Origin of the sequence: Pseudomonas sp. SbOxS1 (genome assembly GCF_013416725.1) — a bacterium.
In the GTDB taxonomy this organism is placed as follows: domain Bacteria; phylum Pseudomonadota; class Gammaproteobacteria; order Pseudomonadales; family Pseudomonadaceae; genus Aquipseudomonas.
Genome location: NZ_JAAVXC010000011.1, coordinates 1 through 26,342 on the forward strand (window position 1 = coordinate 1; position 26,342 = coordinate 26,342).

General features: G+C 61.0%; 23 protein-coding genes and 1 pseudogene. 17 read left to right on the top strand and 7 right to left on the bottom strand.

The features are described 5' to 3' along the window. Nucleotides 1–655 precede the first annotated feature (655 nt). The 10 genes and pseudogenes from HFK74_RS15040 to HFK74_RS15080 all read left to right on the top strand — a co-directional run bounded on the left by HFK74_RS15040 (nt 656) and on the right by HFK74_RS15080 (nt 11,210). A complete protein-coding gene (locus tag HFK74_RS15040; RefSeq protein WP_180204188.1) occupies nt 656–1,573 on the top strand; it encodes a LysR substrate-binding domain-containing protein in 918 nt (305 codons plus the stop codon). A gap of 287 nt (nt 1,574–1,860) precedes the next feature. Further along, a complete protein-coding gene (locus tag HFK74_RS15045; protein ID WP_180204189.1) occupies nt 1,861–3,048 on the top strand; it encodes an aromatic ring-hydroxylating dioxygenase subunit alpha in 1,188 nt (395 codons plus the stop codon). A 12-nt stretch (nt 3,049–3,060) separates the two neighbouring features. Next, nucleotides 3,061–4,506 (top strand): aldehyde dehydrogenase family protein, encoded by a 1,446-nt coding sequence (locus HFK74_RS15050; protein ID WP_180204190.1) that lies wholly within the window; start codon nt 3,061–3,063, stop codon nt 4,504–4,506. A gap of 5 nt (nt 4,507–4,511) precedes the next feature. Continuing rightward, nucleotides 4,512–4,676, top strand: a pseudogene (locus tag HFK74_RS33170) (rubredoxin); the annotation flags it as partial. Next, nucleotides 4,665–5,909: an FAD-dependent oxidoreductase gene (locus HFK74_RS15055; RefSeq protein WP_257230329.1), complete on the top strand. Its 1,245-nt coding sequence runs from the start codon at nt 4,665–4,667 to the stop codon at nt 5,907–5,909. The pseudogene HFK74_RS33170 and the gene HFK74_RS15055, both read left to right, overlap by 12 nt. A 10-nt stretch (nt 5,910–5,919) precedes the next feature. Further along, the gene (locus HFK74_RS15060; RefSeq protein WP_180204192.1) at nt 5,920–7,248 is read left to right on the top strand and encodes an FAD-binding oxidoreductase; all 1,329 of its coding nucleotides are present in this window, start codon (nt 5,920–5,922) and stop codon (nt 7,246–7,248) included. Then, nucleotides 7,245–7,616 carry an ethanolamine utilization protein EutQ gene (locus tag HFK74_RS15065; RefSeq protein WP_180204193.1) on the top strand — a complete coding sequence of 124 codons (372 nt, stop codon included), beginning with the start codon at nt 7,245–7,247 and terminating at the stop codon, nt 7,614–7,616. The genes HFK74_RS15060 and HFK74_RS15065 overlap by 4 nt, the downstream gene beginning before the upstream one ends. 27 nt (nt 7,617–7,643) lie before the next feature. Continuing rightward, complete coding sequence (locus tag HFK74_RS15070) at nt 7,644–8,813, top strand: MFS transporter (protein ID WP_180204194.1); 1,170 nt, start codon at nt 7,644–7,646, stop codon at nt 8,811–8,813. Nucleotides 8,814–9,034: 221 nt separating this feature from the next. Then, nucleotides 9,035–10,702, top strand: a complete 1,668-nt coding sequence (locus tag HFK74_RS15075; RefSeq protein ID WP_008061488.1) for a BCCT family transporter — start codon at nt 9,035–9,037, stop codon at nt 10,700–10,702. 241 nt (nt 10,703–10,943) lie between these two features. Further along, nucleotides 10,944–11,210, top strand: coding sequence for a DUF2790 domain-containing protein (locus HFK74_RS15080; protein ID WP_180204195.1), 267 nt, complete (start codon nt 10,944–10,946; stop codon nt 11,208–11,210). Nucleotides 11,211–11,263: 53 nt separating this feature from the next. Here the strand turns inward: HFK74_RS15080 and HFK74_RS15085 are convergent, their stop codons facing one another. The 5 genes from HFK74_RS15085 to HFK74_RS15105 all read right to left on the bottom strand — a co-directional run bounded on the left by HFK74_RS15085 (nt 11,264) and on the right by HFK74_RS15105 (nt 17,352). Next, entirely contained in the window at nt 11,264–12,211 is a 948-nt protein-coding gene (locus HFK74_RS15085; protein ID WP_180204196.1) for a LysR family transcriptional regulator, read from the bottom strand. Nucleotides 12,212–12,273: 62 nt separating this feature from the next. Continuing rightward, complete coding sequence (locus HFK74_RS15090; protein ID WP_180204197.1) at nt 12,274–13,224, bottom strand: aldo/keto reductase; 951 nt, start codon at nt 13,222–13,224, stop codon at nt 12,274–12,276. A 30-nt stretch (nt 13,225–13,254) separates the two neighbouring features. Beyond that, nucleotides 13,255–14,715 carry an efflux transporter outer membrane subunit gene (locus HFK74_RS15095; protein ID WP_180204198.1) on the bottom strand — a complete coding sequence of 487 codons (1,461 nt, stop codon included), beginning with the start codon at nt 14,713–14,715 and terminating at the stop codon, nt 13,255–13,257. A 19-nt stretch (nt 14,716–14,734) separates the two neighbouring features. Then, entirely contained in the window at nt 14,735–16,234 is a 1,500-nt protein-coding gene (locus tag HFK74_RS15100) for a DHA2 family efflux MFS transporter permease subunit (RefSeq protein ID WP_180204199.1), read from the bottom strand. After that, a complete protein-coding gene (locus tag HFK74_RS15105; RefSeq protein ID WP_180204200.1) occupies nt 16,234–17,352 on the bottom strand; it encodes an HlyD family secretion protein in 1,119 nt (372 codons plus the stop codon). The genes HFK74_RS15100 and HFK74_RS15105 overlap by 1 nt, the downstream gene beginning before the upstream one ends. Nucleotides 17,353–17,602: 250 nt before the next feature. Between HFK74_RS15105 and HFK74_RS15110 the strand changes: the two genes are divergently transcribed. The 7 genes from HFK74_RS15110 (at nt 17,603) to HFK74_RS15140 (ending at nt 23,828) form a co-directional block, all read left to right on the top strand. Then, nucleotides 17,603–18,229, top strand: a complete 627-nt coding sequence (locus HFK74_RS15110) for a TetR/AcrR family transcriptional regulator (RefSeq protein WP_180204201.1) — start codon at nt 17,603–17,605, stop codon at nt 18,227–18,229. Next, entirely contained in the window at nt 18,222–18,785 is a 564-nt protein-coding gene (gene mug / locus HFK74_RS15115) for a G/U mismatch-specific DNA glycosylase (protein WP_180204202.1), read from the top strand. Before HFK74_RS15110 ends, mug begins: the two co-directional genes overlap by 8 nt. A 367-nt stretch (nt 18,786–19,152) precedes the next feature. Further along, nucleotides 19,153–19,632, top strand: a complete 480-nt coding sequence (locus HFK74_RS15120; protein WP_180204203.1) for a hypothetical protein — start codon at nt 19,153–19,155, stop codon at nt 19,630–19,632. A gap of 110 nt (nt 19,633–19,742) precedes the next feature. After that, the gene (locus HFK74_RS15125) at nt 19,743–20,300 is read left to right on the top strand and encodes a polysaccharide biosynthesis/export family protein (RefSeq protein WP_180204204.1); all 558 of its coding nucleotides are present in this window, start codon (nt 19,743–19,745) and stop codon (nt 20,298–20,300) included. A gap of 56 nt (nt 20,301–20,356) precedes the next feature. Further along, complete coding sequence (locus HFK74_RS15130) at nt 20,357–21,445, top strand: hypothetical protein (RefSeq protein ID WP_180204205.1); 1,089 nt, start codon at nt 20,357–20,359, stop codon at nt 21,443–21,445. A gap of 20 nt (nt 21,446–21,465) precedes the next feature. Further along, nucleotides 21,466–23,028, top strand: coding sequence for a Wzz/FepE/Etk N-terminal domain-containing protein (locus HFK74_RS15135; protein ID WP_180204206.1), 1,563 nt, complete (start codon nt 21,466–21,468; stop codon nt 23,026–23,028). 11 nt (nt 23,029–23,039) lie between these two features. Next, entirely contained in the window at nt 23,040–23,828 is a 789-nt protein-coding gene (locus HFK74_RS15140) for a CpsD/CapB family tyrosine-protein kinase (RefSeq protein ID WP_180204207.1), read from the top strand. A gap of 531 nt (nt 23,829–24,359) precedes the next feature. Here the strand turns inward: HFK74_RS15140 and HFK74_RS15145 are convergent. Both HFK74_RS15145 and HFK74_RS15150 read right to left on the bottom strand, forming a co-directional pair. Next, a complete protein-coding gene (locus tag HFK74_RS15145) occupies nt 24,360–25,514 on the bottom strand; it encodes an ABC transporter ATP-binding protein (RefSeq protein WP_180204208.1) in 1,155 nt (384 codons plus the stop codon). Between the two features lie 15 nt (nt 25,515–25,529). Next, nucleotides 25,530–26,339, bottom strand: coding sequence for an ABC transporter permease (locus tag HFK74_RS15150; RefSeq protein WP_008059566.1), 810 nt, complete (start codon nt 26,337–26,339; stop codon nt 25,530–25,532). Between the last annotated feature and the right edge of the window lie 3 nt (nt 26,340–26,342).

The window sequence follows — 26,342 nt, forward strand, 5'->3', positions numbered from 1 at the left end:
CTGCGCAATGCCTGCGTTCGGCCATCGTGGTTAACGGGGCACCCAGATCAAAAACCAAAGCGAGGCGGCCTGATAGCCGACCTGACTTTTCCGGTTACCCCCAACCTGATCGTTCCCACGCTCTGCGTGGGAATGCATCCTGTGACGCTCCGCGTCACCGTTGCGCACGGCTCACGTCATGCGTCGTCATCGGAACGCGGAGCGTCCCTGGCGGCATTCCCACGCAGAGCGTGGGAACGATCACATCTCGGACAGCCCTGCAATCAGGTCGGCTGTCAGGCCGCCTCGCTTAGCTTTTGCTCTGCTTTGGCTTTTGATTTTCTTGCCCCATCGCGGCGACCCACGGAGCAGGACCGGAGCGAGGGTATGCCGAGCCCTAGCGAGGCACCGAACGCCAGGGGCAAGAGCCCTTGGTTACTTGGGGCTTTTCCAAGTGACTCGCCGTAAGGGCGAAACCCTAGGTGGCCGTTACCGCAGGAATGGATATGTACTCCGACAAAAATATAGGTCGGTTATCAGGACGCCTTCGCCGGCAAGCCGGGCTCCTACAGGTTTTCCTATCGTCTGCCAGGGCCCGTCAATGTCGCTGTCCACCACCTGTGACAGGGGCTAAACTCCCGCGATAAAACCAAAATAACGACGTGACCTGCCTTGTATGAAAATCCACCCATTACCGCCACTCAATAGCCTGGTCGCGTTTGAAGCGGCAGCGCGCCATTTGAGTTTTACCCTGGCCGCGCAAGAATTGAACGTCACCCAAGGGGCAATCAGTCGGCAAGTTCGCCTGCTTGAAGATTATCTGGGCAAGGTCCTGTTCGAACGCACCACCCGCACGATTCACCTGAGCCCCGCAGCCAGCCAGTACTATGAAACGGTCCGTGCATCGTTGCTGCATATTGCCCAGGCCACCGGTGAAATTCGCCATTGGCAGGGCGCCGAGCAAGTGACGGTCGCCACCAGTACCGCGATGGCTTCACTGTGGCTGTTGCCTAAAGTGAGTGAGTTTCAACGGGAGAACGAAGAGATCGATCTGCGGATCATCGCCCATGACCAGGTCAAGGATTTCTCGCGCCTGGACTGTGACCTGGCCTTGTATTACTGCCGCACGCCGCCCCGCGACATGCAGGTCACGCCGTTGTTTTCCGAAGAAGTGTTCCCGGTGTGCAGCCCCGCTTACCTGGCCAAGCACCCGGCCTTGAACAAGCCCGAGGACCTGGCTGCCTGCACCTGGCTGTTCCTCGACGACCCGCAGCGTGACTGGATCGGCTGGCCCGAATGGTTCCGCAGCCTGGGCCTGAAAAACGTCGAGCCCAAGCGCCGGATCAATATCAACAGCTACTCGATGTTGATCCAGTCCGCTATCGGCGGGCAGGGTATTGCACTGGCCTGGTCCAATCTGGTCGATGATTACCTGCAGACCGGTGCCCTGGTGCGACCGCTCGACACGGTGTTACGCACAGAGGCGCAGTTTTGTTTGCTCGAACCCTTGGCGCGCGGTGGTATGCGGCAAAGTGTAAAACGCTTCCGCAGTTGGCTGATGAATCAACTTCCACCGCCTGAGGACAGCAAGTAACCAGGTTGTCATGGTGGTCATCCACACGAACTAAAACTCTCTTGTGTCGTATATCTCGAACCCTCGGTATTTTTGATGCCGAGCGGCCCCGTTGCCTGCGCTGAAGGGCGCACGGCAAGCGTTCTGCTAAAAAATACGGCTGCCTTTATTTATGACAAAAAGTCATGAGTCGAGCCGGAAATATCGTTTGTCGGGACACCCCCTGTTTTCCCACACTTGCTGCCAGCGGACCTTGGCCCATGAGCCTGCCGACCCTTCAACACCGTGCCCAGCAGGGGAAAACAATAATGAGCAGCATCCAGCAAATTCCTGTGCATCAACTTGAAACCGTCCTTAATCCGATTCATGAAGCGACCGGCCTGAGCAACGAGTTCTACACCGAACAACGCTACTTCGAACTCGAGCGCGATCAGGTCCTGGGTAAAACCTGGGCCTGTGTCGGTTTCGCCAGTGACCTGGGCAAGGCCGGCTCGGTCAAGCCCGTCGATTTCATGGGCCTGCCTTTGTTGCTGATGCGCAACCGTGAAGGCCTGGTGCAGGTGTTCCATAACGTTTGCAGCCACCGCGGCATGAAGCTGGTGGAGGAGGCCGGTGAGGTGCAGGGCGTCATTCGCTGCCCTTACCATTCCTGGACCTACGACCTCAACGGCGGGCTGCGTGGCACGCCCCATGTCGGCGGTATCGACCAGCACAAGGACGAACGCTTCGCCTGTGAAAAACACGGCTTGAAGGCCATCCGCAGTGCCATCTGGATGGACATGGTGTTCATCAACCTGTCTGGCGACGCGCAATCGCTCGAAGAGATGCTGGCCCCTCTGACCACACGCTGGACGCAGTTCCTGGGCGAGGACGGCATGAGTTTGCTGCGCCGTCGTCCGGGTCATGACGCCACGACGCTGGACATCAACTGCAACTGGAAGCTGGCGGTCGAGAATTACTGCGAGGCCTATCACCTGCCGTGGGTGCACCCGAGCCTGAACTCGTACTCGCGCCTGGAAGACCACTACAACATCATTTTCGACCAGTACTTCGCCGGCCAGGGCAGCTACGCCTACAACCTGTCGGACGTCGCCGGTACGCATTTGCCGAAATTCCCCGCCTGGCCGCTGGATCGCCTGCGCAACGCCGAGTATGTCGCGTTCTTCCCTAACGTGTTGCTCGGCATCCAGGCTGACCATGCCTTCGCCATGCAACTGGAACCGGTCTCGCCGGGACGCACGATCGAACACCTGCGCCTGTTCTATGTGGGCGACGACGCGGCCACCAGCGAAGAGTTCAGTGCTTGCCGCGAAGCGATCCTGGAGTCCTGGAAAGTGGTGTTCGCCGAAGACATCAGCTCGGTCGAAGGCATGCAGAAAGGCCGTCATTCCCCAGGCTACAAGGGCGGCGCGTTCTCTCCGGAAATGGACATTCCGACGCACTTCTTCCACCAGTGGGCCGCACGCCAACTGCTCGCCACCACGCCGTCTGCCTGAGGAGGTTGTCCCATGTATCCGATAGCCTCCCACTGGCTCAATTACATCGACGGGCAATGGTGCGACAGCGCCCAGCGCCTGACGGTGAACAACCCCGGTACGGCCGAGCCGGTCGCGACCATCGCCCAGGCCACCGTCGACGATGCCGAGCGGGCATTGCTGGCTGCCCGCCGCTGCGCCGACAGCGGTGAATTGACCCGTGTGCGTCCGGCGCAGCGCGTCACCTGGCTGCTGCGCATTGCCGAGGAAATTCGCGCTGTGGCCGACGAGGGTGCCTGGGTGCTGTGCCAGGAAAACGGCAAGCGCCTGAGCGATGCCCGGGACGAGTTCATCGAGGCGGCGCGCTACTTCGAGTATTACGCCGGCATGGCCGACAAGATCGAGGGCACCTCGATCCCGTTGGGCAACGGCTACATGGACTTCACCCTGTACGACCCGATGGGCGTGTCGGCACAGATCGTTCCGTGGAATTTCCCGGTGTCGATCTGCGCCCGTTCCCTGGCCCCGGCCCTGGCGGCGGGCAACGCGGTGGTGATCAAGTCTCCCGAGCTTTCACCGCTGGGCATGTGCGTGTTGATCCGCGCCATTGCCAAGGCCGGCTTGCCTGACGGCACGATCAACCTGATTTGCGGCCGCGGCCGCGAAGTCGGCGCGTACCTGGTCAGCCATCGCGCTGTCGACCAGATCGTGTTCACCGGTTCCGTGCCGACGGGCCAGTCGATTTTGCGCGATGCCGCGCAGCATGCGATTCCCAGCGTGATGGAACTGGGGGGCAAGTCCGCGGCGATCGCCTTCGCCGATGCCAACCGCGAGCAACTGCTGGCCAGCGTCCAGTCGGGCATTTTCTTCAATGCCGGCCAGGTCTGTTCGGCGATGTCGCGGCTGCTGGTGCAGCGCGAGATCTATGACGAGGTGGTCGAGGCCGTTGTCGCCATGGCCGAGGGGCTCAGCGTCGGCCTGGGCCAGGACAACGCAGACCTCACTCCGGTGGTCAGCGCCGGGCAACTGGCGGGCATCGAAGCCTTGTGCCGCCGCGCAGTGGAAGACGGCGCGGTGGCGGTCACCGGGGGTGAAGCATTCGCTGACCGGGCCGGGCATTTCATGCGCCCAACGGTGTTCAAGGACGTCACCGCGCAGATGTGCATTGCCCAGGAAGAAGTGTTCGGGCCGGTACTGGCGATCATGCCGTTCGACACCGAAGAAGAGGCGATTGCCATCGCCAACGGCACTGAATTCGGCCTGGTGGCGGGGGTGTTCACCCAGGACATCAGCCGCGCCATGCGCTGCACGCGCCGGCTGAAATCCGGCCAGGTGTTCGTCAACGAATGGTATGCCGGTGGTATTGAAACGCCCTTTGGCGGCGTCGGGCTGTCGGGCTTTGGGCGGGAAAAGGGCCAGGAAGCCTTGTACAGCTACGTGCGCACCAAAAACGTGGCGATCCGGGTCGCCGGGGAGTGAATACCATGTTCAAGACTTGGCTTTGCATCGTGTGTGGCCTGATTTACGACGAGGCGCTGGGATGGCCGCAGGACGGCATCGCCGCCGGCACCCGCTGGGAAGATGTCCCCGAAGACTGGATGTGCCCCGAATGCCACGTGGGCAAGGCTGATTTCGAGATGCTCGATATCAGTGAGTACACCCAGGCGGCCACGGTCGTCAGCGTGCCGGTCAGCGCGCCACCGCTGGCTGTTGCCGCGCCGTCGCCGCGTCAGCCGATCGTCATCATCGGCAGCGGTTATGCCGGTTACGGCCTGGCCCAGGCGTTGCGCAAGGCCGACCCCAAGGTCGAGATCCGCGTGCTGACCCAGGAGTCCGGTCACCTGTACTCCAAACCCGCGCTTTCGATCGGGCTGTCCCAGGGTAAAAGCGCCGAGGCCCTGTCCGGCGAAACGCCACTGGCCATCGAGCAGCGTCTGAACCTGCGGGTTTATCCGCACTGCAAGGTGCTGGGCATCGACAGTTCAGCGCGACGCTTGCGCACCAGCTTCGGAGACATGGAATACGGCCAGTTGGTCCTTGCCAGCGGTGCGCAACCGATTCGCTTGCCGATCCAGGGCGATACCTCGGCGCTGATCAGCGTCAACAACCTGCAGGACTATCAGGGCTTCCGTGAACGCCTGGGCGGCGTGCGGCGTGTCGCCATTCTCGGCGACGGCCTGATCGGCTGCGAGTTTGCCAACGATCTGGCGCACAACGGTTTTGACGTCGATGTCATCGGCCTGGGCCGCTGGCCGATGGAACGCCTGTTGCCCGCCGAAGCCGGGCAGGTATTGCAGCATGCGCTGGCAGATTTGGGGGTGACGTGGCATCTGCAGAACACGCTGCAAGCCGTCGAGTCCAGCGGGCAGGGCTATCGCCTGACACTCGCCGATGGCCACACGCTGGAGGCTGATCTGGTGTTGTCCGCGGTCGGCCTGCGCCCCGACCTGAGTCTGGCCGAGAGCGCCGGCGTAGCGGTTGGGCGAGGCATTCAAGTGAACGCCCAGCTGCAAACCTCTGTACCGGGCATCTATGCCCTGGGTGACTGCATCGAGATTGGCGGGCAACTGCTGCCTTATCTGGCGCCGATCAACCAAGGCATCCAGGCCCTGAGCAAAACCCTGCTCGGCCAACCGACCGCCGTCGACTACCCGTTGATGCCCGTCACGGTAAAAACCCCGGCCGCGCCGCTGTGCCTGCTGGCGCCTGCCATCGCCTGCGAAGGCGAATGGCGCTGCACGCCGACCGAGGATGGCTTGAGTGCCGGTTTCTACGATACCCGGGGCCAGCTCAATGGCTTTGTCCTGCTCGGTCGCCAAGCGCAAACGCAACGCAGCGCATTGCTGCAGTCCTGTCAGCACTCTCAGCAGGCAGTCGCCTGAGGCCAGACACATGAAAAACACGATCAACCTGCCTTACGACGATGCGAGTTGCGGCTGGTACGCAGCGTTGCCCGAACAACCGGCCTGCAAGCGTTTGTCCGGCGAACAGCGCGCCGACTATGCCGTGATCGGCGCAGGCTTTGCCGGCCTGGCCGCGGCCCGTCGCCTGGCTGAACATCATCCGCAAGCCCGTATTCTGTTGGTGGATGCGCAACGGGTTGCCCATGGCGCCTCGGGTCGCAACTCGGGGTTCGTGATTGACCTGCCGCACAAGTTCGCCCTGGAGCATCCGGACCCCGCGCACAAGCAGCGCCTGCTGTCGCTCAACCGCGCCGCGATTGCGCAGCTGCAGGGCCTGGTCGAAACCCGCGGGATCGATTGCCAGTGGTCCCATGCCGGCAAATATCAAGGCGCCGTCGGCGAGCGTGGCCTGGCTTACCTGGATCATTTCGAACGCCTGATGAGCGACCTCGGCGAACCGTTCCGCCGGGCCGACAGCGCCGAGCTGGCCAAGGTGTTGGGCACCGGCCATTATCGCGGCGCCATCTATACCCCGGGCTGCTACCTGATGCAACCGGCGGCGCTGGTCACCGGCCTGGCCCGGACCTTGCCGGCCAACGTCGAGTTGCTGGAAGAATCCCCGATCCAGCGCCTGGAACGCGACGGCCGTGGCGGCTGGATCTTGCACGGCACCGCCGGGCAGATCCGTACCCCACAGCTGCTGCTGGGTACGAGCATCTTCACCCAGGAGTTCGGCTACCTGCGCAATCGCCTGTTGCCGGTCATGACCTTTGCCAGCTGGACCCGCCCCCTGACCGATGCGGAGCTGGCGACCTATGGCGGTCAACTGGACTGGGGACTGACCCCGGCGGATCACGCCGGCACCACGGTGCGCATGACCCAGGACCGCCGCCTGATTATCCGCAACACCTACAAGCACGTGCCCAAATACGGTCGCAGCACCAGCGATGCCATGCGTTCGAAAGTACAGGATTCCCATCGCAAGGCCTTCCTGGCGCGTTTCCCGCAACTGGCCGAGGTGCCGTTCAGCCATACCTGGGGCGGCGTCTACGCCATCTCGCGTAACTTCACCAACTTCTTTGGCGAACTGGAGAACGGTGTCTATGCGTCGGCGTGCGACAACGGCGTCGGTGCCGCCTGGGGCACCATCTCCGGGACGATGCTCGCCGATCTCGCGGTGGGTGCCGAATCGGTGCAGCTCAACGACATCCGCGCGGTGACCGGCATGCCGTCGCTCAACCCGCCGGAACCCTTTCTTGGCCTGGGGGTTCGCTCGCGCATTCGCCTGGCGGCCTGGAACAGCCGGAGTGAGCTATGAGCCAAGCGGATAAAGGCAAGCGCCGGGTGCTGCGCATCGATCATCAGGACCTGGATTTCACCTTTCGCGGTGGCCCCCCAGGCGCCGCGTATGTGGCGCGCGCCCTCAGCAACGAAGTCTCGCCGAACATCGGTGTCGGTTTTGCCCGCTGGGAAGGTGCGCAAGTGGCCTGGACGGTGCTGTACGACGAGGTGATTTTCGTCATCGAAGGGTGCTTCGAGTTGCAGGTCGGCGACGAGTTGTTTGCCGTCACGCCGGGCCAGTTGCTGTGGATTCCCGAGGGCACGGAACTGGTTTATGGCGGGCATGCGTTGTTCGGGTATGTGGTTCACCCGGGCAACTGGAAGCAACTGCACGGTTTGGCTTGAACCATCATTATTCAGGGAGTCGGCACGGTGATAACACTGACAAGAACCTTCGGCGCCCTCTACCTGGCCAGCTTGTTGATGCAATTGGGATCAACCTTGCTGATGACCTACCTGGCGCTGCGCCTCAATGCATTGGGCGCGAGCGAAACGGCGGGTGGCGCGTTGATGGCTGCCAATGCCCTGGGGATGGTGCTGGGTGGCTGGGTTGGGCGCAGCCTGATCGCGCAGGTCGGGCACATTCGCACCTACGCGGCTTGCGCCGCGACGATTGCGGCGGCGGTCCTGGCCCATGAGTTCAGCACGTCCCTGCCTTTCTGGCTGGTGCTGCGGGCACTGGTGGGGCTGGCGATGATGTGCCAATTGATGGTGCTGGAAAGCTGGCTCAATGACCAGGCCCGGACCGAACAGCGCGGCGGTGTCCTGGCGCTGTACATGGTTGCCAGCTACGTCGGCATGATGCTCGGTCAATTGGCCTTGAGTCTCGACGAGGGGCTGGGCATCCGTGCACTGTTGGCGGTGGCCATGGTGTTCGCCCTGTGTTCGGTGCCGGTGGCGCTGACCCGCAGCGCGCACCCCATGGCGGTGCCTGCGACCTCAATCGACCTGCGCTTGTTCCTGCGGCGCATTCCGCAGGCATTGGGGACGATCCTGGTGTCCGGCATGCTCAATGGCAGTTTCTACGGCCTGGCCTCGATCTATGCGAGCAAGCAGGGATTGGGCACCGCGCAGATCGGCCAGCTCCTGGCGTTGACCATCGGTGCCGGGCTATTGGCCCAGTTGCCGTTGGGCTGGCTCTCGGACCGGCTGCCCCGTGCGAGCCTGATTCGCGCGGTGGCGGTATTGCTGGTACTCATCAGCTTGCCGCTGGGGTTCGCCCAAACGCCTTCGTTCCTGACCTTGCTGTGGTTCGGTGCGGGCATCGGGTTCCTGCAGTTCTGCCTGTACCCGCTGGGCGTGGCGCTGGCCAATGACAACATGGAGCCGTCATTGCGCGTTTCGCTCTCGGGCATGCTGTTGATCACCTTTGGGGTCGGCGCCTGTATCGGGCCACTCATTGCCGGAGCGCTGATGGAAGGCTTCGGCGCCTCGAGTTTCTATTTCTTCCTGGCGGGCAGCGCAGCGTTGCTGGCCCTGTTGGTAGGGCAGGCGAAAGTCACGCGCTTGAGCGAACAAGGGGCCTGCGAAAGCACCCTGTAGACAGGCGCTGGAGGCGCCGTATTGATGCGTTTTTCTCATGAGTCGGTGACGAAAAATGGTTTGAAGGCTGGTCAACTTTCAACCATCTTGGCGATGCTGCCAAAGGCGCAATAGACCGGAATCCAGCTGCAGATGAAACCGTCCTGGTGTCAGCCGATACCCGGCGAAAGGCGTACTGCGGAACATATAAAACCCTTAAACAAAAACAAAAGGGGAAAACAATGCGTGCTCAATCCGGCCTGTTGAAAGGCCTTAATCCGAATGTGACTGTTGCTTCGATATTAGCGGTGATCCTGTTTGTCGTGTTCTGTGCATTTAAAGATGAACAGGCAGCCAAGGCTTTTGAAATGGCTTCGGTGTTTATCCTGCACAACTTCAAATGGTATTACATCGCCCTGATCAGTGGTGTGCTGGGCGTACTGCTTTATATATCGATCAGCCGTTTCGGCAACTTGAAACTCGGCACCGAACAGGATGTTCCCGAGTTCAGTTTCGCTTCATGGATTGCCATGCTGTTCAGCGCGGGAATGGGCATCGGACTGATTTTCTGGTCCGTGGCCGAACCCATGCTGCACTACGCCGACAACCCGTTCTCCAAGGGCTTGACGGACGAGTCCGCCACCCTGGCGATGCGCATCACCCTGTTCCACTGGGGCCTGCACCCGTGGGCGATCTTCTCCATGATCGGCTTGAGCCTGGCGTATTTCGCCTACCGTAAAGGTTTGCCGCTGGCCCTGCGGTCGCTGCTGTACCCGCTGATTGGCGATCGTATCTACGGCTGGATCGGCCATGTGGTCGATATCATGGGCGTGGTCATTACCGCCTTTGGTGTCTCCCAGTCGCTTGGCCTCGGTGTGGTGCAGATCAATACCGGATTGCATCAGGTCTTCGGTATTCCGGTGAGTGTCGGGTTGCAGTTATCGATCATTCTGTTTGTCAGTATCGTTGCCTGCATTTCACTGTTGGCCGGACTGTCCAAGGGTATGAAGCGTATCTCCACGCTCAATATGTACCTGTCCTTCATCTTGATGTTGGCCGTATTGGCAATCGGTCCGACCCGTTACATCCTCAACCTGATGTTTGAATCCACCGGCGACTATGTGCAAAACATCGTTGGCCTGAGTTTCTGGATGGACACGCAAAAAGACAGCGAATGGCAAAACTGGTGGACGGCGTTCTACTGGCCATGGTGGATGACCTGGGGTCCATTTGTCGGTCTGTTCATCGCGCGTATTTCCAAAGGCCGGACCATCCGTGAACTGGTAATCGGCGCGCTGGTGGTGCCGACCATGGTGACCATCCTGTGGATGTCGGTGTTCGGTGGCGCGGCGCTGAAAAACGAACAGCAGGACCGGCAGGCCTACCAGGCATCCGTCGCCAGCCAGGTGGTGACCCAGGAGCAACCGAAGTTCGAAGGCGGCACCGTGCTGCTTGCCACCAAGAAAGAAACCACGGCGGCCATGTTCACCTTGTTGCAGTCGCTCGATGGCAAGGCCATTGGCGCTGCGCTGTCGATACTGGTCTGCGTGTTGCTGGGCGTGCATTTCGTCACCACCGCGGATGCCGGCACCCAGGTCCTGTGCACCCTGTGTGCGTTGGGCAGCACCAATCCGCCGAACTGGATCAGGTTGCTCTGGTGCATTCTCGAAGGTGCCATTGCCGCCGGGTTGTTGCTGGCCGGGGGACTCAAGGCCATTCAGATGGCGAGTATCGCCGCCGGATTGCCGATCGCCATGTTGCTGCTGGTGATGTCCTATACGCTGATCCACAGCTTGCGCAAGGAGATGCCCGCCGTGCCAGCCTGGACGCCTGCGCTGGACCGCCTGCCGCAGCAAGAGCGTTCTGCACAAGAGGGGCGTGATGCGCTGGCGGCAACACCCGCCTACTGAGTCTCGCTGAGGCATACGTAAACACACCGCAACCGTCTGCTGCCGACACAGCCGACGGTTGCGGCTTGATGCTCTCCTTCAAAATCCGACCCCTGCATTCCTGTGCATTCTGTTAACAGTGTTTATCCGTCAGGGCGCTGTTTGGCAGCGGGGCAAACCCCTAGCATCGTCTCTACCGAATGAACCCGGATCAAGGGTTCCAGCGGTACACATCAGCCCCCGAACGAGACGGTGAACCCTCATGAAAAGAATCGCGATTTTCCTTGCACTCAGTTGCATTGGCATCCAGGCCTTTGCCGAAGAAAGCCATGCCAAGATCTCGGCCAACAAGCCGCCGATCGAGACCTACACCTACGGTTCGAAACTGGACATCAGGAAGGTCATTTCCGTGACCGATGTCGCGCCAGAGTGTGGTCCGGTTTCGGCGCAGATGACCTACGAAGATTCCCGGGGCCTGCGGCATGTCATGCAGTATCAGGTCATGGGCACTGGGTGCTCGAACGGTTGAGTACCGTGATGACGGTGGAGGGTCGACACTCCATCCGATCGGCGCGGGAACACTCAGGCTCTTTCGGCGTATTTTGACGAGCGTGCAATTTTGTCATCGGTAGCCAGCAACCCGGGCATGTAGTCCTTGAGAAACTCCACCCAGGTTTTTATTTTTGCATCGACGAATTTTCGTGAAGGGTAGATGGCAAACAGGTTCAACTCTTCAAAATGGTACTGCGGCAGCACCCGCACCAGGGTGCCTGCCTTGAGGCCGGCCACGGCGGACGCAATCGGCTGGATGCCGATCCCCATGCCCTGGGTGATGGCGACGGTCATGGCATCGGCGGTGTTGACGTGAAACGGCGACACCGGCGTGTTGACGGTCTCCACGCCGTCGGGTCCTTCGAACACCCAATGCTCCACCGGCATGACCGTGTTGACGAGTCTCAGGCAATCATGTGAACCCAGCGAACCCGGCGTGTCGGGTATTCCGCGTTGCTTCAAATAAGTCGGCGAGGCGCAGAGAATGCTGTAGGTGATGCCCAGGCGCTGGGCGACAAAACCTGAGTCGGGCAGGTCGCGCGCCAATACGATCGACATGTCGTAACCTTCCTCCAGTAGATCGGGCAGCCGATTGGTCAAGACCAGGTCAAACAGGACCGAGGGGTGTGTCTCGCGGTATCTGGCAATGGCGTCGATCACGTAGTGGTTGCCGATGGCCGACATCGCATGAATCTTCAGGCGGCCCACAGGGGTGACCTGTGCGGTGCCTGCTTCCTCTTCCGCTTCTCGCAGTTCATCGAGGATCTTCTCGCAGCGCTGCAAGTAACGTGTGCCGGCCTCGGTCAAGGCCAGGCGCCGGGTCGTGCGGTTGATCAGGCGAGTCTGCAGCCGGGCCTCCAGGCTGGAGACCGCCTTGGAAACGTTGGTCGTGGTCGTGTCCAGCAAATGTGCTGCTGCGGTAAAGCTGCCGCTCTGGGCGACCGCCAGGAAAAACCGCATGCCCTGGAAAACATCCATCGTCGTCGCCTCTTGGGCTGATCAAAAAAAAGGACGGTACAGGACCGTCCCCTCGAGGCCTGTCATTTTGTGCGCGGGATGAACCCCGGTACACCGGTTTCCACCACCGAATTGAAGCGTATCCGCGTTGTGATCTCCTGGCGAATTTCCAGCATGGCCCGGTGGGGCAGGGTGGTGATATCGAAGTTTTCCTGGATATGGCCCCGTGTCGCCGAGGTGGTCAGGAACGCGGCACCGCGCTGTACCGCCCAGGCCAGTGCCACTTGCGCCGGGGTTCTTTGCAAGTGCCGGGCGATGCCCTGGATCACCTCGTCCTCCAGCACGTTCGGTTCCATGCCATGGCCCAGCGGCGCGAAGGCCAGGAGGATGATCCCGTGCTCTTTGCAGAATTCCAGCAACTCCCATTCCGGCAGGTAAGGGTGGGATTCGACTTGCACCACCGCGGGCTTGATCCGCGCCACGGCGACGATCTCTTTCAACGCCTCCAGGGTGATGTCCGACAGGCCGATGGACCTGCAGCGACCCTGGTCCACCAGTTGCTCAAGGGTCCGCCAGGTGTCGATCAGGGTCACGCCCGAATCGTAGAGGACATGGCCGAAGGCATCCCTGGGGTCCTGGTCATCCCCGGCTTGAAAAGCGAAGGGCGTGTGGATCAGGTAGCAATCGATGTAATCCACCTGCAGCCGTCGGCAACTGGCTTCAAAGGCCGGCAATACCCGCTCGGGCCGGTGGTTGGTGTTCCACAGCTTGGTGGTGATGAACAGATCTTCGCGCCGTGCTTTGCCGGCGTCCATGAAAGCGCGTAGGGCAACGCCGACACTGTCCTCGTTGCGATAACGCTCGGCACAATCGAAATGGCGGAAGCCGGTTTCCAGGGCGTGGGTGATCGCCTGGGTGGTGACGCCGAGGTCCTTGAACAGGGTGCCGAAACCCACGGCGGGCATCTGCGCCGAACCGTGGTTGAGGGCAAACCGGGTATCGCGCAGTTCATCGTGGAAGGCTTCGTAGGTCATGTCTTTCTCCAATTACCGAGGCCGCAGCCTCTACTGATACGAACGTTGTGGTGCCTGGGCACTGGCAACCCGTTGCTCGAACACGCCGACGGAGTTGCCGCCGAGGGCGACAAACAGCTGCACGGTGTCGAGGTACTGCGCGGTCTTGACCCGGATCTGGCCCAGCAGCGCCTGTTGGTAGGCACGTTCGGCTTCAAGCACCTGGAGGATGCTGTTCTCGCCCTGGGCATAGGCTTGCCGGTTCAGGTGCAGGCTGGTGTCGGCTGCTTGCAATGCATCCTCCTGGGCGCGAAATTCCTGCGCGTCATGGTTGATCGCTTGCAACGTGTCCGCGACCTGGCCGAACGAGCTGATGACGGTCTGCTGGTAGCCGGCGAGCGTCGCGTTGTAACCCTCCACGGCGGCCTGGCGTTCGGCCTTGAGGGTTCCGCCGTTGAAGATCGGTCCGGCAATGCCCGCTGCGAAACCCCAGAGGGCCGCGCCGCCATTGCCTGAGGCGGCCTGGGCCAGGGAGGCAGACAGCGTCACCCGCGGATAGAGATTGGCGGTCGCCACGCCGACGGCGGCGCTGGCGATGTGCAGCTCGGCCTCGGCCTGGCGCACGTCCGGACGGTCGTGGGCCATTTCCGAGGGCAGGGCGACCGGCACGTTCGACGGCAAGGCAAATTCGTCGAGGTGAAAGTCCGGCGCAATCCAGTCAGCCGGCCCCTTGCCCGTCAGGATCGACAGCGCATGGCGCGCCGCATCCCGTTGCTGGGCCAGGGGTGGCAGCAACGTGCGGTCCTGGGCAAGGCGGGTTTCGGCCAGCGACACATCGATCTGCGTGGTGGTGCCACTGGCATGGGCGGCGCGCACCAGTTCGAGGTTCCGGGCGTCGTTGGCCAGCAAGGACTCCACCGCCTGCATCTGCGCATTGGCAGAGGCCACCAGCAATGCCTGGCTGGCGACCTCGCCGGTCAGGGTCAGGTACGCCGCTTCATATCGATGCTTTTGCAGGTCGGTAAAGGCTTGCTCCTGCTCGACCAGCCGCTTGTTGCCACCGAAGACATCCAGGTCGAAACCGACCCGCGGCCCGATCGCATAGAAGTTTGTGACCGACGGCTCCTTGGTGTTGTGCAGCCGTTGGCGACCCGCTGTCGCGCCGAAGTCGACCTGCGGGTACAGCGCACCTTGCGCCGCGGCCACCGATTGCGCCGCCTGGCGGATCGTGGCGTCGGCGGCGACCAGCTCCAGGTTGCCGTCGATGGCGCGGCGTACCAGCTGATCGAGCTTGGGCGAGCCAAAGGTGGACCACCATTGGCCACGGACTTTGTTGCCCAGGGCAATGCGCTGCGAACCACCCTGGCCAAGACGCTGCTCGGCCTGTTGATCGTAGTACCGGGATTGGCTTGCCGGCGGGGTCTTGAAGTCAGGGCCGACGGTGCAGGCAGAGAGCAAGACCAGCGCCGACAGTGCCGAGATTTTCGTTGGGAACAGATGACTGGATTTCATAATGCAGGCTCCACGAAAACTAGTTGGCCGGTATCGGCTTGCGAAGAAAGACCACCAGCGGGCTCACCACCAGCATCGCCACCAGCAGGACCTTGAACTGGTCGACCACGGCGATGAACGCGGCCTGGTGGGTGATCATGTGGTTAAGCCCTTCCAGTGCCGGCAAGGGCATCGACGCCGTGCCGAAATGGGCGGCGGCGCGATAGGGCGTCACGTTGCTGGCCAGCGCCAGGTGCATCGCCTGGGTATTGTTGAAGAAGAAAATCTGCACGATCGCCACGCCCAGGGTGCTGCCGTAGACACGCGACAGATTGAACAGGCCGGTCCCCTCCGCACGCAGCGCGGGGTCGAGGGTGCTGAACGCCACCTTGGTCAGCGCCGGCATCAACAGGCCGATGCCGATCCCCTGGATGGCGCCGGCTACCGCCACCGGCGACCAGTCCATCAAGGGCGAAAAATCCAGCATCAGGGCATTGGCATAGATCACCAGGGCCACGCCTGCCGCCACGAACAGTCGCCGGTCGAAACGCTCGGGCAGCCGTCCCATCAGCACAAACGCACCCACCAGCCCGATGCCGCGCGGGATGGTCAGGGCCCCAGTGGTGTCGGGCGGGTAGCCGAGAATTTCATCGAGCATGGGCGAGGTCAGTGCCATGGTCGACAGCAGCACGAAACCCACAGCGAAAAAGATCAGGGTCGACAGCACGAAATTGCGATCGTGGAACAGGCGCTTGTTGAGGAAATGCGCCTTGCGGGTCAACCGGTGCACCATGAACCAGTACAACCCCAGCCCACAGGCCAGTGCCTCGATCCAGATTTCCGCCGAGTCGAACCAGTCCAGGCGTTCACCGCGGTCGAGCAGCATCTGCAGGCTGATCAGGCCCAGGGTGAAACTGCCGAAGCCGAAGAAGTCGAAGGACGGTGCCTTGTCGGCTTTTTTCTCGACCAGCAACAGGGCCACGACCAGGAAGATGTATGCCGATAACGGAAGGCTGATGTAGAAGATCGGGCGCCAGTCGAAATGCTCGGCGATCCAGCCACCGATGCTCGGGCCGCTGACGATGCCCAGCAGCACGATGGCGGTCCAGGTTGCGCCAAACTTCATGCGCTTCTCCGGAGCCAGCGTCTCCATGGCAATCGCCATCGACAGGGGCGCCAGAACGCCACTGGCCAGGCCCTGGATGATTCGCGCACCGATGAACTGCAGCGGCGTCGTGGCCACCGTCGCCAGCAGCAAGCCGAGGACGAAGAAGGCCAGCGCGGCTTGATAGACGAGCTTCAGGCCAAAACGCCCGGCAAGCCACTGGGCGATCGGCAGGGTGATGGCGCTTGCCGCGAGGTACGCCGTGAAGATCCAGCCAGCCTGGTCGTCGGTCATCGACAGGCTGCCTTGAATCAGCCGCAGTACCGCATTGGGCAGCGGCAGGTTGGCCGACTGCATGTAAGTGGCGAGCAGCACCGCCAGCCTGAGCGAGCGCGCACCGCCTCCCTCTGGAGATGTCTGTGCATGGGCGTTCATCAGAAGTTACCTGCGGTCAACAGCGCCTTGAGCGGGTGCCACCATGGCGTGCGATGCCCGGTATCGACCTTCACCGTGGCGCTGGTGCCGGAAAACAGCGGCAGGGCAGGGTCCGCGTTATCCAGTTCGAGGCGAACCGGTACCCGCTGGACCACCTTGACCCAGTTGCCGGTGGCGTTTTCCGGCGGCAGCAGGGCGAAGTCCGACCCGGCACCGGGGCTCATGCTGGTTATGTGGGCCTTGAATACGCGCCCCGGGTAGGTGTCGATGCTGATGCTCGCTGCCTGGCCCGCACGCATGTGCGTGACCTGGGTTTCCCGGAAGTTGGCCTCGACCCAGATCTCATGGTCGCTGATCAACGCAAAGGCTGGCGCGCCGCTGTTGAGGTAGTTGCCCACCTGCAGGTCGTCGACCTTGGCGACAATGCCGTCGGCCGGCGCATGCACCGTGGCGTAGGAAAGGTACAGCTGCGCTTCGTCGAGCTGCGCCTTGGCTTCACGCACCGAGGGGTGAGTGTCGGCCTCGATGTTGGGGTTGCCGTTCAAGGCGACGACGGTACTGGCGATCTGTTGTTCGATCGAGGCGATGCGTTGCCGTGCAATTTTCAGGTCGGTTTCCGCACGCTCATAAATAGCCCGGGAGACGAACTCGGTCGCGACCAGCGCTTTCTTGCGGGCAAATTCCTTCTGGTCGAAGTCCGCCGACTCTTTGGCCGATTGCAGTTCGGCCTGCTGCTGACGGTAGCTGGACTTGAGCCCATCGATGCGCAGCCGCGCGACGCTCAGTTGCGCTTGCGCACGATCGATCGCGATCTGCAATGGCTTGGGGTCGAGGCGAAACAGCACCTGGCCCTTGCTGACCTTTTGATTGTCCGCGACGGCGATGTCCACCACCTGCCCGGAAATCCGTGCGTTGACCGCGGCCTTGGCCACCCGGGCGTAGGCGTTATCGGTGGTGACGAAGGGTTCGCCCGCCACGTAGTGCGCATAGCCAACGGCGGCGAAGAGGGCGGGCAGGCCCACCATGAGCCACGGCCGCAGCTTCTCCTTGAAGGGTTTCTTGATCGGTGATGGGGCCTCATGGGCCTGCGAAGCCGTGATGTCGATTGATTGCGTCATGATCGAGTGCACCTTTGACCGGGAAGGCGGGCCTGCGGTAATCGCCTGGCACCGACGTCAATGAATGTTGTGGAAAAACAATCCCGCAGGCGCTTGGGAGGATCGCTCCGGCGCCTCTGTTTCGTCGCTGCAACACCCGGTTCGAGCTGCGTTTGAGCAAACATGGATCAAGGAATTTGTGGTTCCTTATTTTTGTGCGATGGTGTAAAAATATCCCCTCATCCACCTTCCTGCAAGGATTTTGTACGGTATGGCACAAAATAAAGTGACAGAGGGCAAAGGCCGCGGCCGGCCCCGTGCGTATGACCCGCAGACGGCGTTGCAACAAGCGCTTGGTGTGTTCTGGAGCACCGGCTATTCCGGCGCCTCCCTGGACAGCATCGCCACGGCGGCCGGGATGAATCGCCCCAGCCTCTATGCGGCCTTCGGTGACAAGCATTCCCTGTACATCAAGGCGCTTGAGCAGTATTGGGAGTTTGCCGCCGCCGACATGCAGGCCGCGCTGAGCGACAGCCAACTGACGTTGCGCCAGGCACTGACGCGCTTCTACGAGGGGCAGTTGTCGATCTATTTCTCGGGTGATGGCCAGCCTCGCGGCTGTTTCGCCATCGGCACGGCGACCACCGAAGCCGTCGAGGATCCGCAGATCCGCGAGGTGCTGGGCGATCGCCTGAGCAGGCTGGATGCCGATCTGGAGGCGCGCCTGCGCACCGCCATTGCATCCGGCGAGTTGAAAAGCGATGTCGACGCAGCGTCGCTCGCCGTTCTCGCCTCATCGCTGCTGCACAGCATTTCTATTCGTGCGCGGGCCGGCAAGTCCCGTGAGGAACTGACGGCGCTCGCGCGCAACGCGGTCGGTGTGATCTGCGGTGAGTGAGGGGCTCGACGATATACTGGCGCCACAACTGGACGTGGTTTTTTGTGGGATCAACCCAGGCATGACGGCTGCGGCCCAGGGGCATCATTTTGCCGGGCGGGGCAATCGTTTCTGGCGCACGTTGCACCTCGCCGGTTTTACGTCACTGCAACTGCAGCCAGAGCACGACCGGACGATCCTGCACTATGGCTGTGGTTTGACGGCAGTGGTCCAGCGGCCGACAGCCCGGGCGGACCAGCTGTCGGCCCATGAGTTTGCCGCGGCCGCAGCGGCTTTCGAACAGAAGATCGCCGGTGTTGCGCCACGCTTCGTGGCGTTTCTCGGCAAGGCGGCGTACTGCGCCTTGTCCGCCCAGCGCGATGTTACATGGGGGCCGCAGCCGCAAACCTTCGGCAGTGCCGCGGTCTGGGTCCTTCCCAACCCCAGCGGGCGAAATCGCGCCTTTACCCTTGAACAACTGGTGGACGCGTACCGCCAGTTGTACGTGGCAGCAGGCGCGCCTGTTTTAGCGCAAGGCGTCAGAAAAATCTCGCTGGCGCACCAGGGTCGCGCCTGATTCCCGCCTTGGATATCGCTCGCCCTGAGCTATTCACTGGCCCTGCGGGGCAGCGGCCGGCCGTCCCAAACGAGGCGATCAATGCAACGCCCGACGGCATTGTCATTGCATTGTTTTGTTTGTGCGCTGGCTGGTTTGACAGTGTTTTGAAGAGAGGCCACTGCACGCATAAACACTTGCTGTCCCTGACGCGTCACTTAGGCTGCTTACGGCGTTTTTTTGACGTTATCCGGCGGCGTTTTATATTTCTATTTATTATGGTGACGTGCTATTGACGTACTGGCTATCTGCTTATAGGCTCCATTTAGCCTAATTCAGATTTCTTCAACCGACCCACTCCAAACCCTCAGCGCAGGGAGGCGGTTATATGCGGACGACAGTTTTCATTAAGTTGATTGTGTTATTTGCGACTCTGAATGGAGTAGCCGTTGCCACTGCCCAAGCAGCCAATTTGCCCTATGAAATTAGTCGCATAAGTAGCGCTTGCGAGGGGACACGGGCTCAAGCCGCCGCGGCTTCGACCGAGGGCGCCCTTGCAGCGACAGCGAGTCTTGGCAAAGACCATGGTGGCTCTTCGCCAGATGCCAAAAGTGTCAAACTTACCAGCACTGATAATGGTTCCGGGTCGGCAGCGAATGCGTCCGTCAATACTTCAGCGTGCGACGGATTAATGGCGGAAGTTACCAAACAACAGTTCGTGATTGATCCACTCCAGGACAAGGGACTGACGGGCGACTCGGCGTTCCACGACACTCAAACCAATGCAGTCCCGGTCTCTGCGGTTGTATGGTTATTCTCTTCCGCACTATTGGGTTTCATCGTTGTTGCCAACCGGCGCAAGATCTAGATGACAGTTTTGCGAGACCGTTTTTTCTTGCGGGTGTTACAGCTTTAAAGAGGACGCTGATAGTAACGGTTGATCCTCATTAGATGTGCTAACCAGGCGGAGGAATCCAGATGCTGCGTTTAATGTTACCTGCACTGTGTGCGCTGGCTATCATGCCCAGCATGGCCGGCGCCGCCGAAGAAAATGCCTATCTTCTGAACGCGGGAGATATTGTCGAAGTTTCCGTTTGGGGCGAGCCACGGGAGAACCGGGAGGTCGTCCCGGTCCTGCCCGATGGCTACATTACCTTGAAGCTGGCGGGGCGAGTTCAGGTCAAGGGGCTGGATACGGCAAAAGCCGAGAAGGTCATCACTAAAGCCTACGATGAATTCTACCCTGACCCGAAAGTCAGCGTGGTGATCACGGAGGCCAAGGGCAACGTCGTCTACGTCCAGGGCAAGGTACTAAAGCCTGGCAAAGTACAGATGACCGGTGACACCGATGTACTGCAAGCCTTGAGCGAGGCCGGCGGATTGGACAAGTTCGCGGACAAGGACGACATCAAGCTCTTGCGGCGCGAAGGGAAAACCCAGAAAGTACTGCCCGTCAACTACGGCGATCTGATTGCCGGGCATGACATGTCCACTAACTTTCAACTTCAGGCCGGCGATACGCTGGTCGTTCCCTGACATTGCGCGATGCATTAAGGATTAACTTGCGTTCATTGCAAACAACCGGAGTGGTGATGGCAATATTGACTTTGCCATGTTCCGGCATGACCTACGCCGGCACCTGGCAGTCGGCAGTCGCACTGCCCATGACCGTCGAGCACGACAGCAATCCATTGCTCTTGACGGCTGACGAGAAAGCGATCACGCGGACGATCATTGCCCCCGATTACACACTGGTGGGTAATTTCGATCGGGATCAGTGGAAGTTTGGCCTCGGTGTCAATGTCGAGCGCTCGTCCGATACCGACGTCGTGTCCAATCGAGAAGATCCGAGGCTGTCGTTTGGTTGGCAGCGTGAGACCGAAAAGGGCAGCTATGGACTCACGGCGAGATACATCGAGAGTTCGACGCTTTCCACTGAAGTCCAGCAGACCGGTGTAACAGACTCGACCGATGGTACGCAGAAGCTCTCGAACATTGGTGGTAACTGGCGAAGCGCGGTGACCGAGCGCAGCACCCTGGTCAACGAAATCGACCTCACCCATGTCGAATACGACGACGCCTCGCTGACCAACTACGATGAGCTGACCAACCGTTTCAGCTGGCTTTATCAATGGAATGAGCGGGTCGAACTGTTCAGCCGTTTCGAAGCGACGCGCTATGAGCCCAAAGACGACACGACCCTGGGTTCCTCCAACAGTTACACCCCGGTGGTCGGCGTGAACTACCAGCTCTCCGAGCGGTTTACGGGGTCGGTGTACGGCGGCGTCAACAAGGTTTCCAACAGCGACAGTGGCCCCACCGGCCAGGGTGGCATGAGCCTGCGTTACACCGGTGAGCGCGTCGAGTCCAGTGTCGAAGCCAGTCGCAGCACGATCGCCAACGGGGAGAATGGCCTGGTCGAGTCCGATGACCTACGGGGTAACTGGAGTTATCTGCTCGACGAGACCAGTCGTGTCGGTGTTGATGGCTCCTGGCAAAAAACCAAAGGGGATGCGGCCAGTACCTTTCGCACATACGGCGCCTATGTCAGTCGCGAACTCTCGCCTTTTTGGCTTGCACGCCTATCCTTCACCTACAAAGAGCGCGAGCGAGACGGCTTGCCAAATGCCGATGCCAACATCATAGGGATGACCTTGATCTATAGTCACCCCGACTTCTGACCTTCAGCAGCGTGGTATTTATGTCCTCTGAATACGAAATGTCGGTCAACGACTACATTGCAGTAATCAAGCACCGGGCCTGGCTGTTGATTTTGACGGTGGCCGTGATAATCGGGGCGAGTGTATTGGTGGCGACAACCATGCCACCGATCTATCAGTCGTCCGGAACTATCCTGGTGGAATCCCAGCAGATTTCGCCGGACCTGGTGGCGGGGAACAACAATACCTTTGCTGATGAGCGCATCGAGGTCATCCGCCAGCGCGTGATGACCCGCGAGCACCTGGAGGCAATCATCAACAAGTACAATCTTTTCGAAACGGGTAGCCGGCGGCTGACCCTGACCGAAAAGATCGAAGAGATGCGCGCTGCGATTTCGGTCGCCCTGGTCAGTGCGGCGGTCAAGGGGCGAGGCGAGGTGACGATTGCCTTCCGCCTTGCCTTCGAGCACAGGGAACCGCAAGTCGCGAACGAAGTGGCCAACGAACTGGTGACGCTGTTCCTCAATGAGAACATCAAGCAGCGCACCGAGCGCGCCAGCGAAACCACCGAGTTCCTGACCCAGGAAGCGAACAAGCTACGCACCGAGCTGGAAGTGCTGGAGAACAAGCTGGCGGACTTCAAGCAGGCCCATGGCAATGCGCTGCCCGAGCATCAGGAGCTGCGCATGAACATGTTGTCGCGCTCTGAACTCGAACTCAAGGATATCGACCGTGACTACAAGGCGGCCAACGAAGAGTTGCGCTTCCAGGACCTGGAACTGTCGGCGGCCCAGGCCGGTCTGGCGCCCAAACCGGGTACGGCGGGTGCGGCCGCTGAACCGGTGCAGGACCTGGCCAGTCTCAAGGCCGAGTACGCCCGGCTGCTGACGATCTACAAGGAAGCCCACCCGGATGTGCGGGCGATCAAACGCAAGATCGCCGCCATGCAGGCCAGTCAAGGCCGCGGCAGTTCCGTCACGCCGGTCAGCCTTGACGTTGCCAGGGTCCAGGCGCGCATTGCCGCTTCGGAGCAGCGCATGAGATCGCTGGCCGCGCAGAAGCAGCAATTGCTCGACAAGATCGCGACCCTGGAGAGCCAGATTCTCGAGGCGCCGCAAGTGGAGCGCGGTTTGGTCACGGTGATGCGTGACCATGAAAACGCACGCAAGAAGTACGAGGAAATTCGCACCAAGGAGATGAGTGCGAAGATTACCGAAAGCCTGGAGCAGGAAAACAAGGCCGAGCGTTTCGTGCTGCTCGAAGCGCCGCTGATGCCGGAAAAACCGGTCCGGCCGAACCGCAAGAAAGTCGTGGCCCTGGGTTTTGTCCTCGCGCCGGTAGGGGCGGGTGCACTGGTGATGCTGCTCGAGATGCTGAGCCAGCGGGTACGTGGCGTGGACGCGCTGACCAGTGTGCTGGGCAGGCGCGTACTGGTGGCCATTCCCTACATTCATACCCAGGCGGAACTGGCTCGTCGCAAGCAGTGGCGAACGATACTGGTGCTCTGTGGCGTCTTGATGATCGTGGTCTCCCTGGTGCTCCTGCACTTCTTCTACATGCCATTGGATCTGCTGATGTTCAAAGCTCTGGCGCGGTTTGAATAAGGAATATTGCGATGGAAATTATTAAGCCACCTCTGGGTAAAGGCGAACAATCGCCTTCTTCAGGCCTGGTGCTCTCTTCATCCGGACAGCCTGCACCGCTCAATGCGCTCAGCTACGTGCAAACCAAGGTTGTGCCGTTGCGGGCAGAGCACCTGGAACGCCATCGCATCGTCGCCTACAACAAGAACTCGAACATGGGCTGGGCGTTCGACCTGTTGCGCACCCAGGTGCTCAAGGCCATGGAGGAAAATGGCTGGCGCACGCTGGCCATTACCTCGCCGACGCCGGAGGCGGGCAAGTCGGTGTTGGCGATCAACCTGGCAATGAGTATCGCGCATCACACGACCAAGACGGCGCTGCTGGTGGATTTCGATTTGCGTTGTCCCAAGGTGGGAAACTACCTGGGCCTGCCGATGGAAAAATCGCTCAATGAATTTCTGACCAACGAAGCAGAGCTGCAAGAGGTCTTGGTCAATCCGACCTTGCCGCGCTTTGTGGTCCTGCCGACACGCGAACCGATTCCGCTTTCCACCGAGGTGCTGTCCTCGCCGGCGGTGGGCGAGTTGATCGTTGATCTGCGCGAACGCTATAACTCTCGTGTGGTGATCTTTGATTTGCCGCCGGTGCTGAGTTCGGACGATGTGATTACCGTGCTGCCCAAGTTCGACTGCGTGCTGCTGGTGGTTGCCAACGGGATGAACACCAAGAAGGAGATCGAGGAGAGTCTGCATCATTTGGGCAGGGCGAATTTGATTGGTACGGTGTTGAACAAGTCGGGGCCGGCGAAGCGGCCGTACTAGGAGGTCGTACCCGATCTACTGTAGGAGCTGGCTTGCCAGCGAAGGCGGCCTGACAGCCGACCTATTGTTTGTTGACTGTGTACATATCCATTGCTGCGGTAACGGCCACTTAGGGTTTCGCCCTTACGGCGAGTCCCTTTTGTCAAACGCCACAAAAGGAACCAAAAAGTCTTGCCCCAGCGTCCGGCCCCTCGCTGGGGCTCGGCGTTCCTTCGCTCCGGTATCCATCCGGGGACACTGCCCTCCGGTTGGCTTCGCTGGCACCTACATGCAGCGTGTTCGACTGCGTCGAACGGCGCTGCGCGCCACTCCCCGGATGAACACCTCCACTCAGCCTCCCGAAGGGGCAGGTAGATCAAGATCAAGATCAAAAGCTTAAGGCGAGCTAACGCTCGGCCTGATGAGTGGTGAGGAGCGGGGGGGGGACGCTATTCTGCTTTTTCCGCTCTCGGGAGCAAAAAGCAAAAAAAAGGGCCGCCGCAACCCGACGTTGCGGCGGCCCGAGGGTGATACTTGATGGGCGTCAAATAATCAGTGCGCCCCGGCTGCCTTGTTCAAATCGCTCTCAGCCCATTCGGTATAAACACAGGCATCGGCAGTCGCCCAGCGCACACGCACCGGATCACCCGCCTTCATTGGCATGCCCGCCGCGGAAAGCGCCTTGACGGTCATCGACGTACCGCCCGGCGTCACCACGCTGCAGGTCTGGCTTTCACCCAGGAACAACACTTCCACGACCTTGGCCGTCACTTCATTCCAGCCTGCGGCCAACGGCTCCTGGGCGGCTTGCTCGGTACTCAAGGCCAAGGCCTTTTCCGGGCGCACCATCAACAGTACATCCTGATGGGTTTGCAGGCCGGCCGTGAGGCGGATCGACAGCGACTGCCCCTCAAACGAAGCGACCGCATTGCCCTGGGCCTTGAGCTTGAGGAAGTTGGAGTTTCCGAGGAACGAGGCGACGAAGGCATTCGGCGGATTCTGGTACAGGTCGTAGCCGCTGCCCAGGCCGACGATCTTGCCGTGGCTGAAGATCGCGATGCGTTGGGACAGGCGCATGGCTTCTTCCTGGTCGTGGGTCACGTAGACGATGGTGATGCCCAGGCGCCGGTGTAGTTGGCGCAGTTCGTCCTGCAAGTCTTCACGCAGTTTCTTGTCCAGTGCGCCCAGCGGTTCATCCATCAGCAGGATGCGTGGCTCGTAGACCAGCGCCCGGGCGATGGCGACGCGTTGCTGCTGGCCGCCGGAGAGTTGCGAAGGGCGGCGATGGGCGAATTGTTCAAGTTGCACCAACTTGAGCATCGCATCGACCCGGCGATCACGCTCGGCCGCGGCCAGCTTGCGGATGGCCAGCGGGAAGGCGATGTTGTCGCGCACTGACAGGTGCGGGAACAGCGAGTAGCGCTGGAACACCATGCCGATGTCGCGTTTATGCGGCGGCACGTTCACCAGCGACTGGCCGTTGACCAGGATTTCGCCGCTGCTGGGTGTTTCAAAACCGGCGAGCATCGACAGCGTGGTGCTTTTGCCCGAGCCGCTGGAGCCGAGGAAGGTCAGGAACTCACCGTCCTTGATGTCCAGCGAGATGTCGTCCACGGCGGCAAAGTCGCCGTAGTATTTGTTCAGGTTGCGCAGGCTCACTAGGGGCTTGTCATTTGGCTGCGCGGCATCTTTGATCACTGCACTCATGTCGTACTCCTGCGCTTAGGCGCTGATTTCATTGCGCCGGCGCAGTGCGGCGGCGATCACCATGACCAATACCGAGAGGCCGATCAGCAGCGTCGAGGCGACGGCGATCACGGGCGTCAGGTCCTGGCGCAGGGTGGTCCACATTTTCACGGGAAGGGTTTGCAGGGTCGGGCTGGCCATCATCACGCTCAGAACCACTTCATCCCACGAGACGAGGAAGGCGAAGAGGGCGCCGGCCACCATGCCCGGACGAATCGCCGGGAAGGTCACCTTGAACACCGCCTGCAGGCGCGAGGCACCACAGATCACTGCGGCATCTTCGATCGACTGGTCGAACAGCTTCAGCGAGTTGATGATCGAGATGATGGTGAATGGCAAGGCGACGATGACGTGGCTGACCACGAACGCGAACATGGTCCCGGTGTAGCCCAGTTTCAGGAACAGCGCGTACACCGCCACGGCAATGATCACCAGCGGCACGATCATCGGCAGGGTGAACAAGCCGTAGAGCATTTCCCGGCCCGGGAAGCGCCCGCGTACCAGGGCGAACGCAGTCGGCAGGCCCAGGGCTACGGCAAAGAACGTGGTCAGTACCGCGACCTTGAGGCTGGCCATGGCCGCGTTCATCCAGTCGGCATTGGAGAAGAACTGGCCGTACCACTTCAGCGTCCAGCCCGGTGGCGGGAACACCAGCCATTGTGACGAGCCGAACGATAGCAGCACGATGAACACGATCGGCAGCAGCAGGAACAGCCCGATCAGCCCGGTGGTGGCGTACAAGCCAAGGCGCATCCGGCGGCTCATGGCATTGGGGGTCAGGAGCATGAC

What these genes read in the sequence shown, in the direction of transcription:
- HFK74_RS15135 (WP_180204206.1), top strand. Translation starts at nt 21,466, where the DNA reads ATGTCCTCTGAATACGAAATGTCGGTCAACGACTACATTGCAGTAATC.
- HFK74_RS15120 (WP_180204203.1), top strand. Translation starts at nt 19,153, where the DNA reads ATGCGGACGACAGTTTTCATTAAGTTGATTGTGTTATTTGCGACTCTG.
- HFK74_RS15125 (WP_180204204.1), top strand. Translation starts at nt 19,743, where the DNA reads ATGCTGCGTTTAATGTTACCTGCACTGTGTGCGCTGGCTATCATGCCC.
- HFK74_RS15045 (WP_180204189.1), top strand. Translation starts at nt 1,861, where the DNA reads ATGAGCAGCATCCAGCAAATTCCTGTGCATCAACTTGAAACCGTCCTT.
- HFK74_RS15100 (WP_180204199.1), bottom strand. Translation starts at nt 16,234, where the DNA reads ATGAACGCCCATGCACAGACATCTCCAGAGGGAGGCGGTGCGCGCTCG.
- HFK74_RS15085 (WP_180204196.1), bottom strand. Translation starts at nt 12,211, where the DNA reads ATGGATGTTTTCCAGGGCATGCGGTTTTTCCTGGCGGTCGCCCAGAGC.
- HFK74_RS15145 (WP_180204208.1), bottom strand. Translation starts at nt 25,514, where the DNA reads ATGAGTGCAGTGATCAAAGATGCCGCGCAGCCAAATGACAAGCCCCTA.
- HFK74_RS15095 (WP_180204198.1), bottom strand. Translation starts at nt 14,715, where the DNA reads ATGAAATCCAGTCATCTGTTCCCAACGAAAATCTCGGCACTGTCGGCG.
- HFK74_RS15090 (WP_180204197.1), bottom strand. Translation starts at nt 13,224, where the DNA reads ATGACCTACGAAGCCTTCCACGATGAACTGCGCGATACCCGGTTTGCC.
- HFK74_RS15040 (WP_180204188.1), top strand. Translation starts at nt 656, where the DNA reads ATGAAAATCCACCCATTACCGCCACTCAATAGCCTGGTCGCGTTTGAA.
- HFK74_RS15050 (WP_180204190.1), top strand. Translation starts at nt 3,061, where the DNA reads ATGTATCCGATAGCCTCCCACTGGCTCAATTACATCGACGGGCAATGG.
- HFK74_RS15060 (WP_180204192.1), top strand. Translation starts at nt 5,920, where the DNA reads ATGAAAAACACGATCAACCTGCCTTACGACGATGCGAGTTGCGGCTGG.
- HFK74_RS15065 (WP_180204193.1), top strand. Translation starts at nt 7,245, where the DNA reads ATGAGCCAAGCGGATAAAGGCAAGCGCCGGGTGCTGCGCATCGATCAT.
- HFK74_RS15105 (WP_180204200.1), bottom strand. Translation starts at nt 17,352, where the DNA reads ATGACGCAATCAATCGACATCACGGCTTCGCAGGCCCATGAGGCCCCA.
- HFK74_RS15150 (WP_008059566.1), bottom strand. Translation starts at nt 26,339, where the DNA reads ATGCTCCTGACCCCCAATGCCATGAGCCGCCGGATGCGCCTTGGCTTG.
- HFK74_RS15055 (WP_257230329.1), top strand. Translation starts at nt 4,665, where the DNA reads ATGCTCGATATCAGTGAGTACACCCAGGCGGCCACGGTCGTCAGCGTG.
- HFK74_RS15140 (WP_180204207.1), top strand. Translation starts at nt 23,040, where the DNA reads ATGGAAATTATTAAGCCACCTCTGGGTAAAGGCGAACAATCGCCTTCT.
- HFK74_RS15130 (WP_180204205.1), top strand. Translation starts at nt 20,357, where the DNA reads ATGGCAATATTGACTTTGCCATGTTCCGGCATGACCTACGCCGGCACC.
- HFK74_RS15080 (WP_180204195.1), top strand. Translation starts at nt 10,944, where the DNA reads ATGAAAAGAATCGCGATTTTCCTTGCACTCAGTTGCATTGGCATCCAG.
- HFK74_RS15110 (WP_180204201.1), top strand. Translation starts at nt 17,603, where the DNA reads ATGGCACAAAATAAAGTGACAGAGGGCAAAGGCCGCGGCCGGCCCCGT.
- HFK74_RS15075 (WP_008061488.1), top strand. Translation starts at nt 9,035, where the DNA reads ATGCGTGCTCAATCCGGCCTGTTGAAAGGCCTTAATCCGAATGTGACT.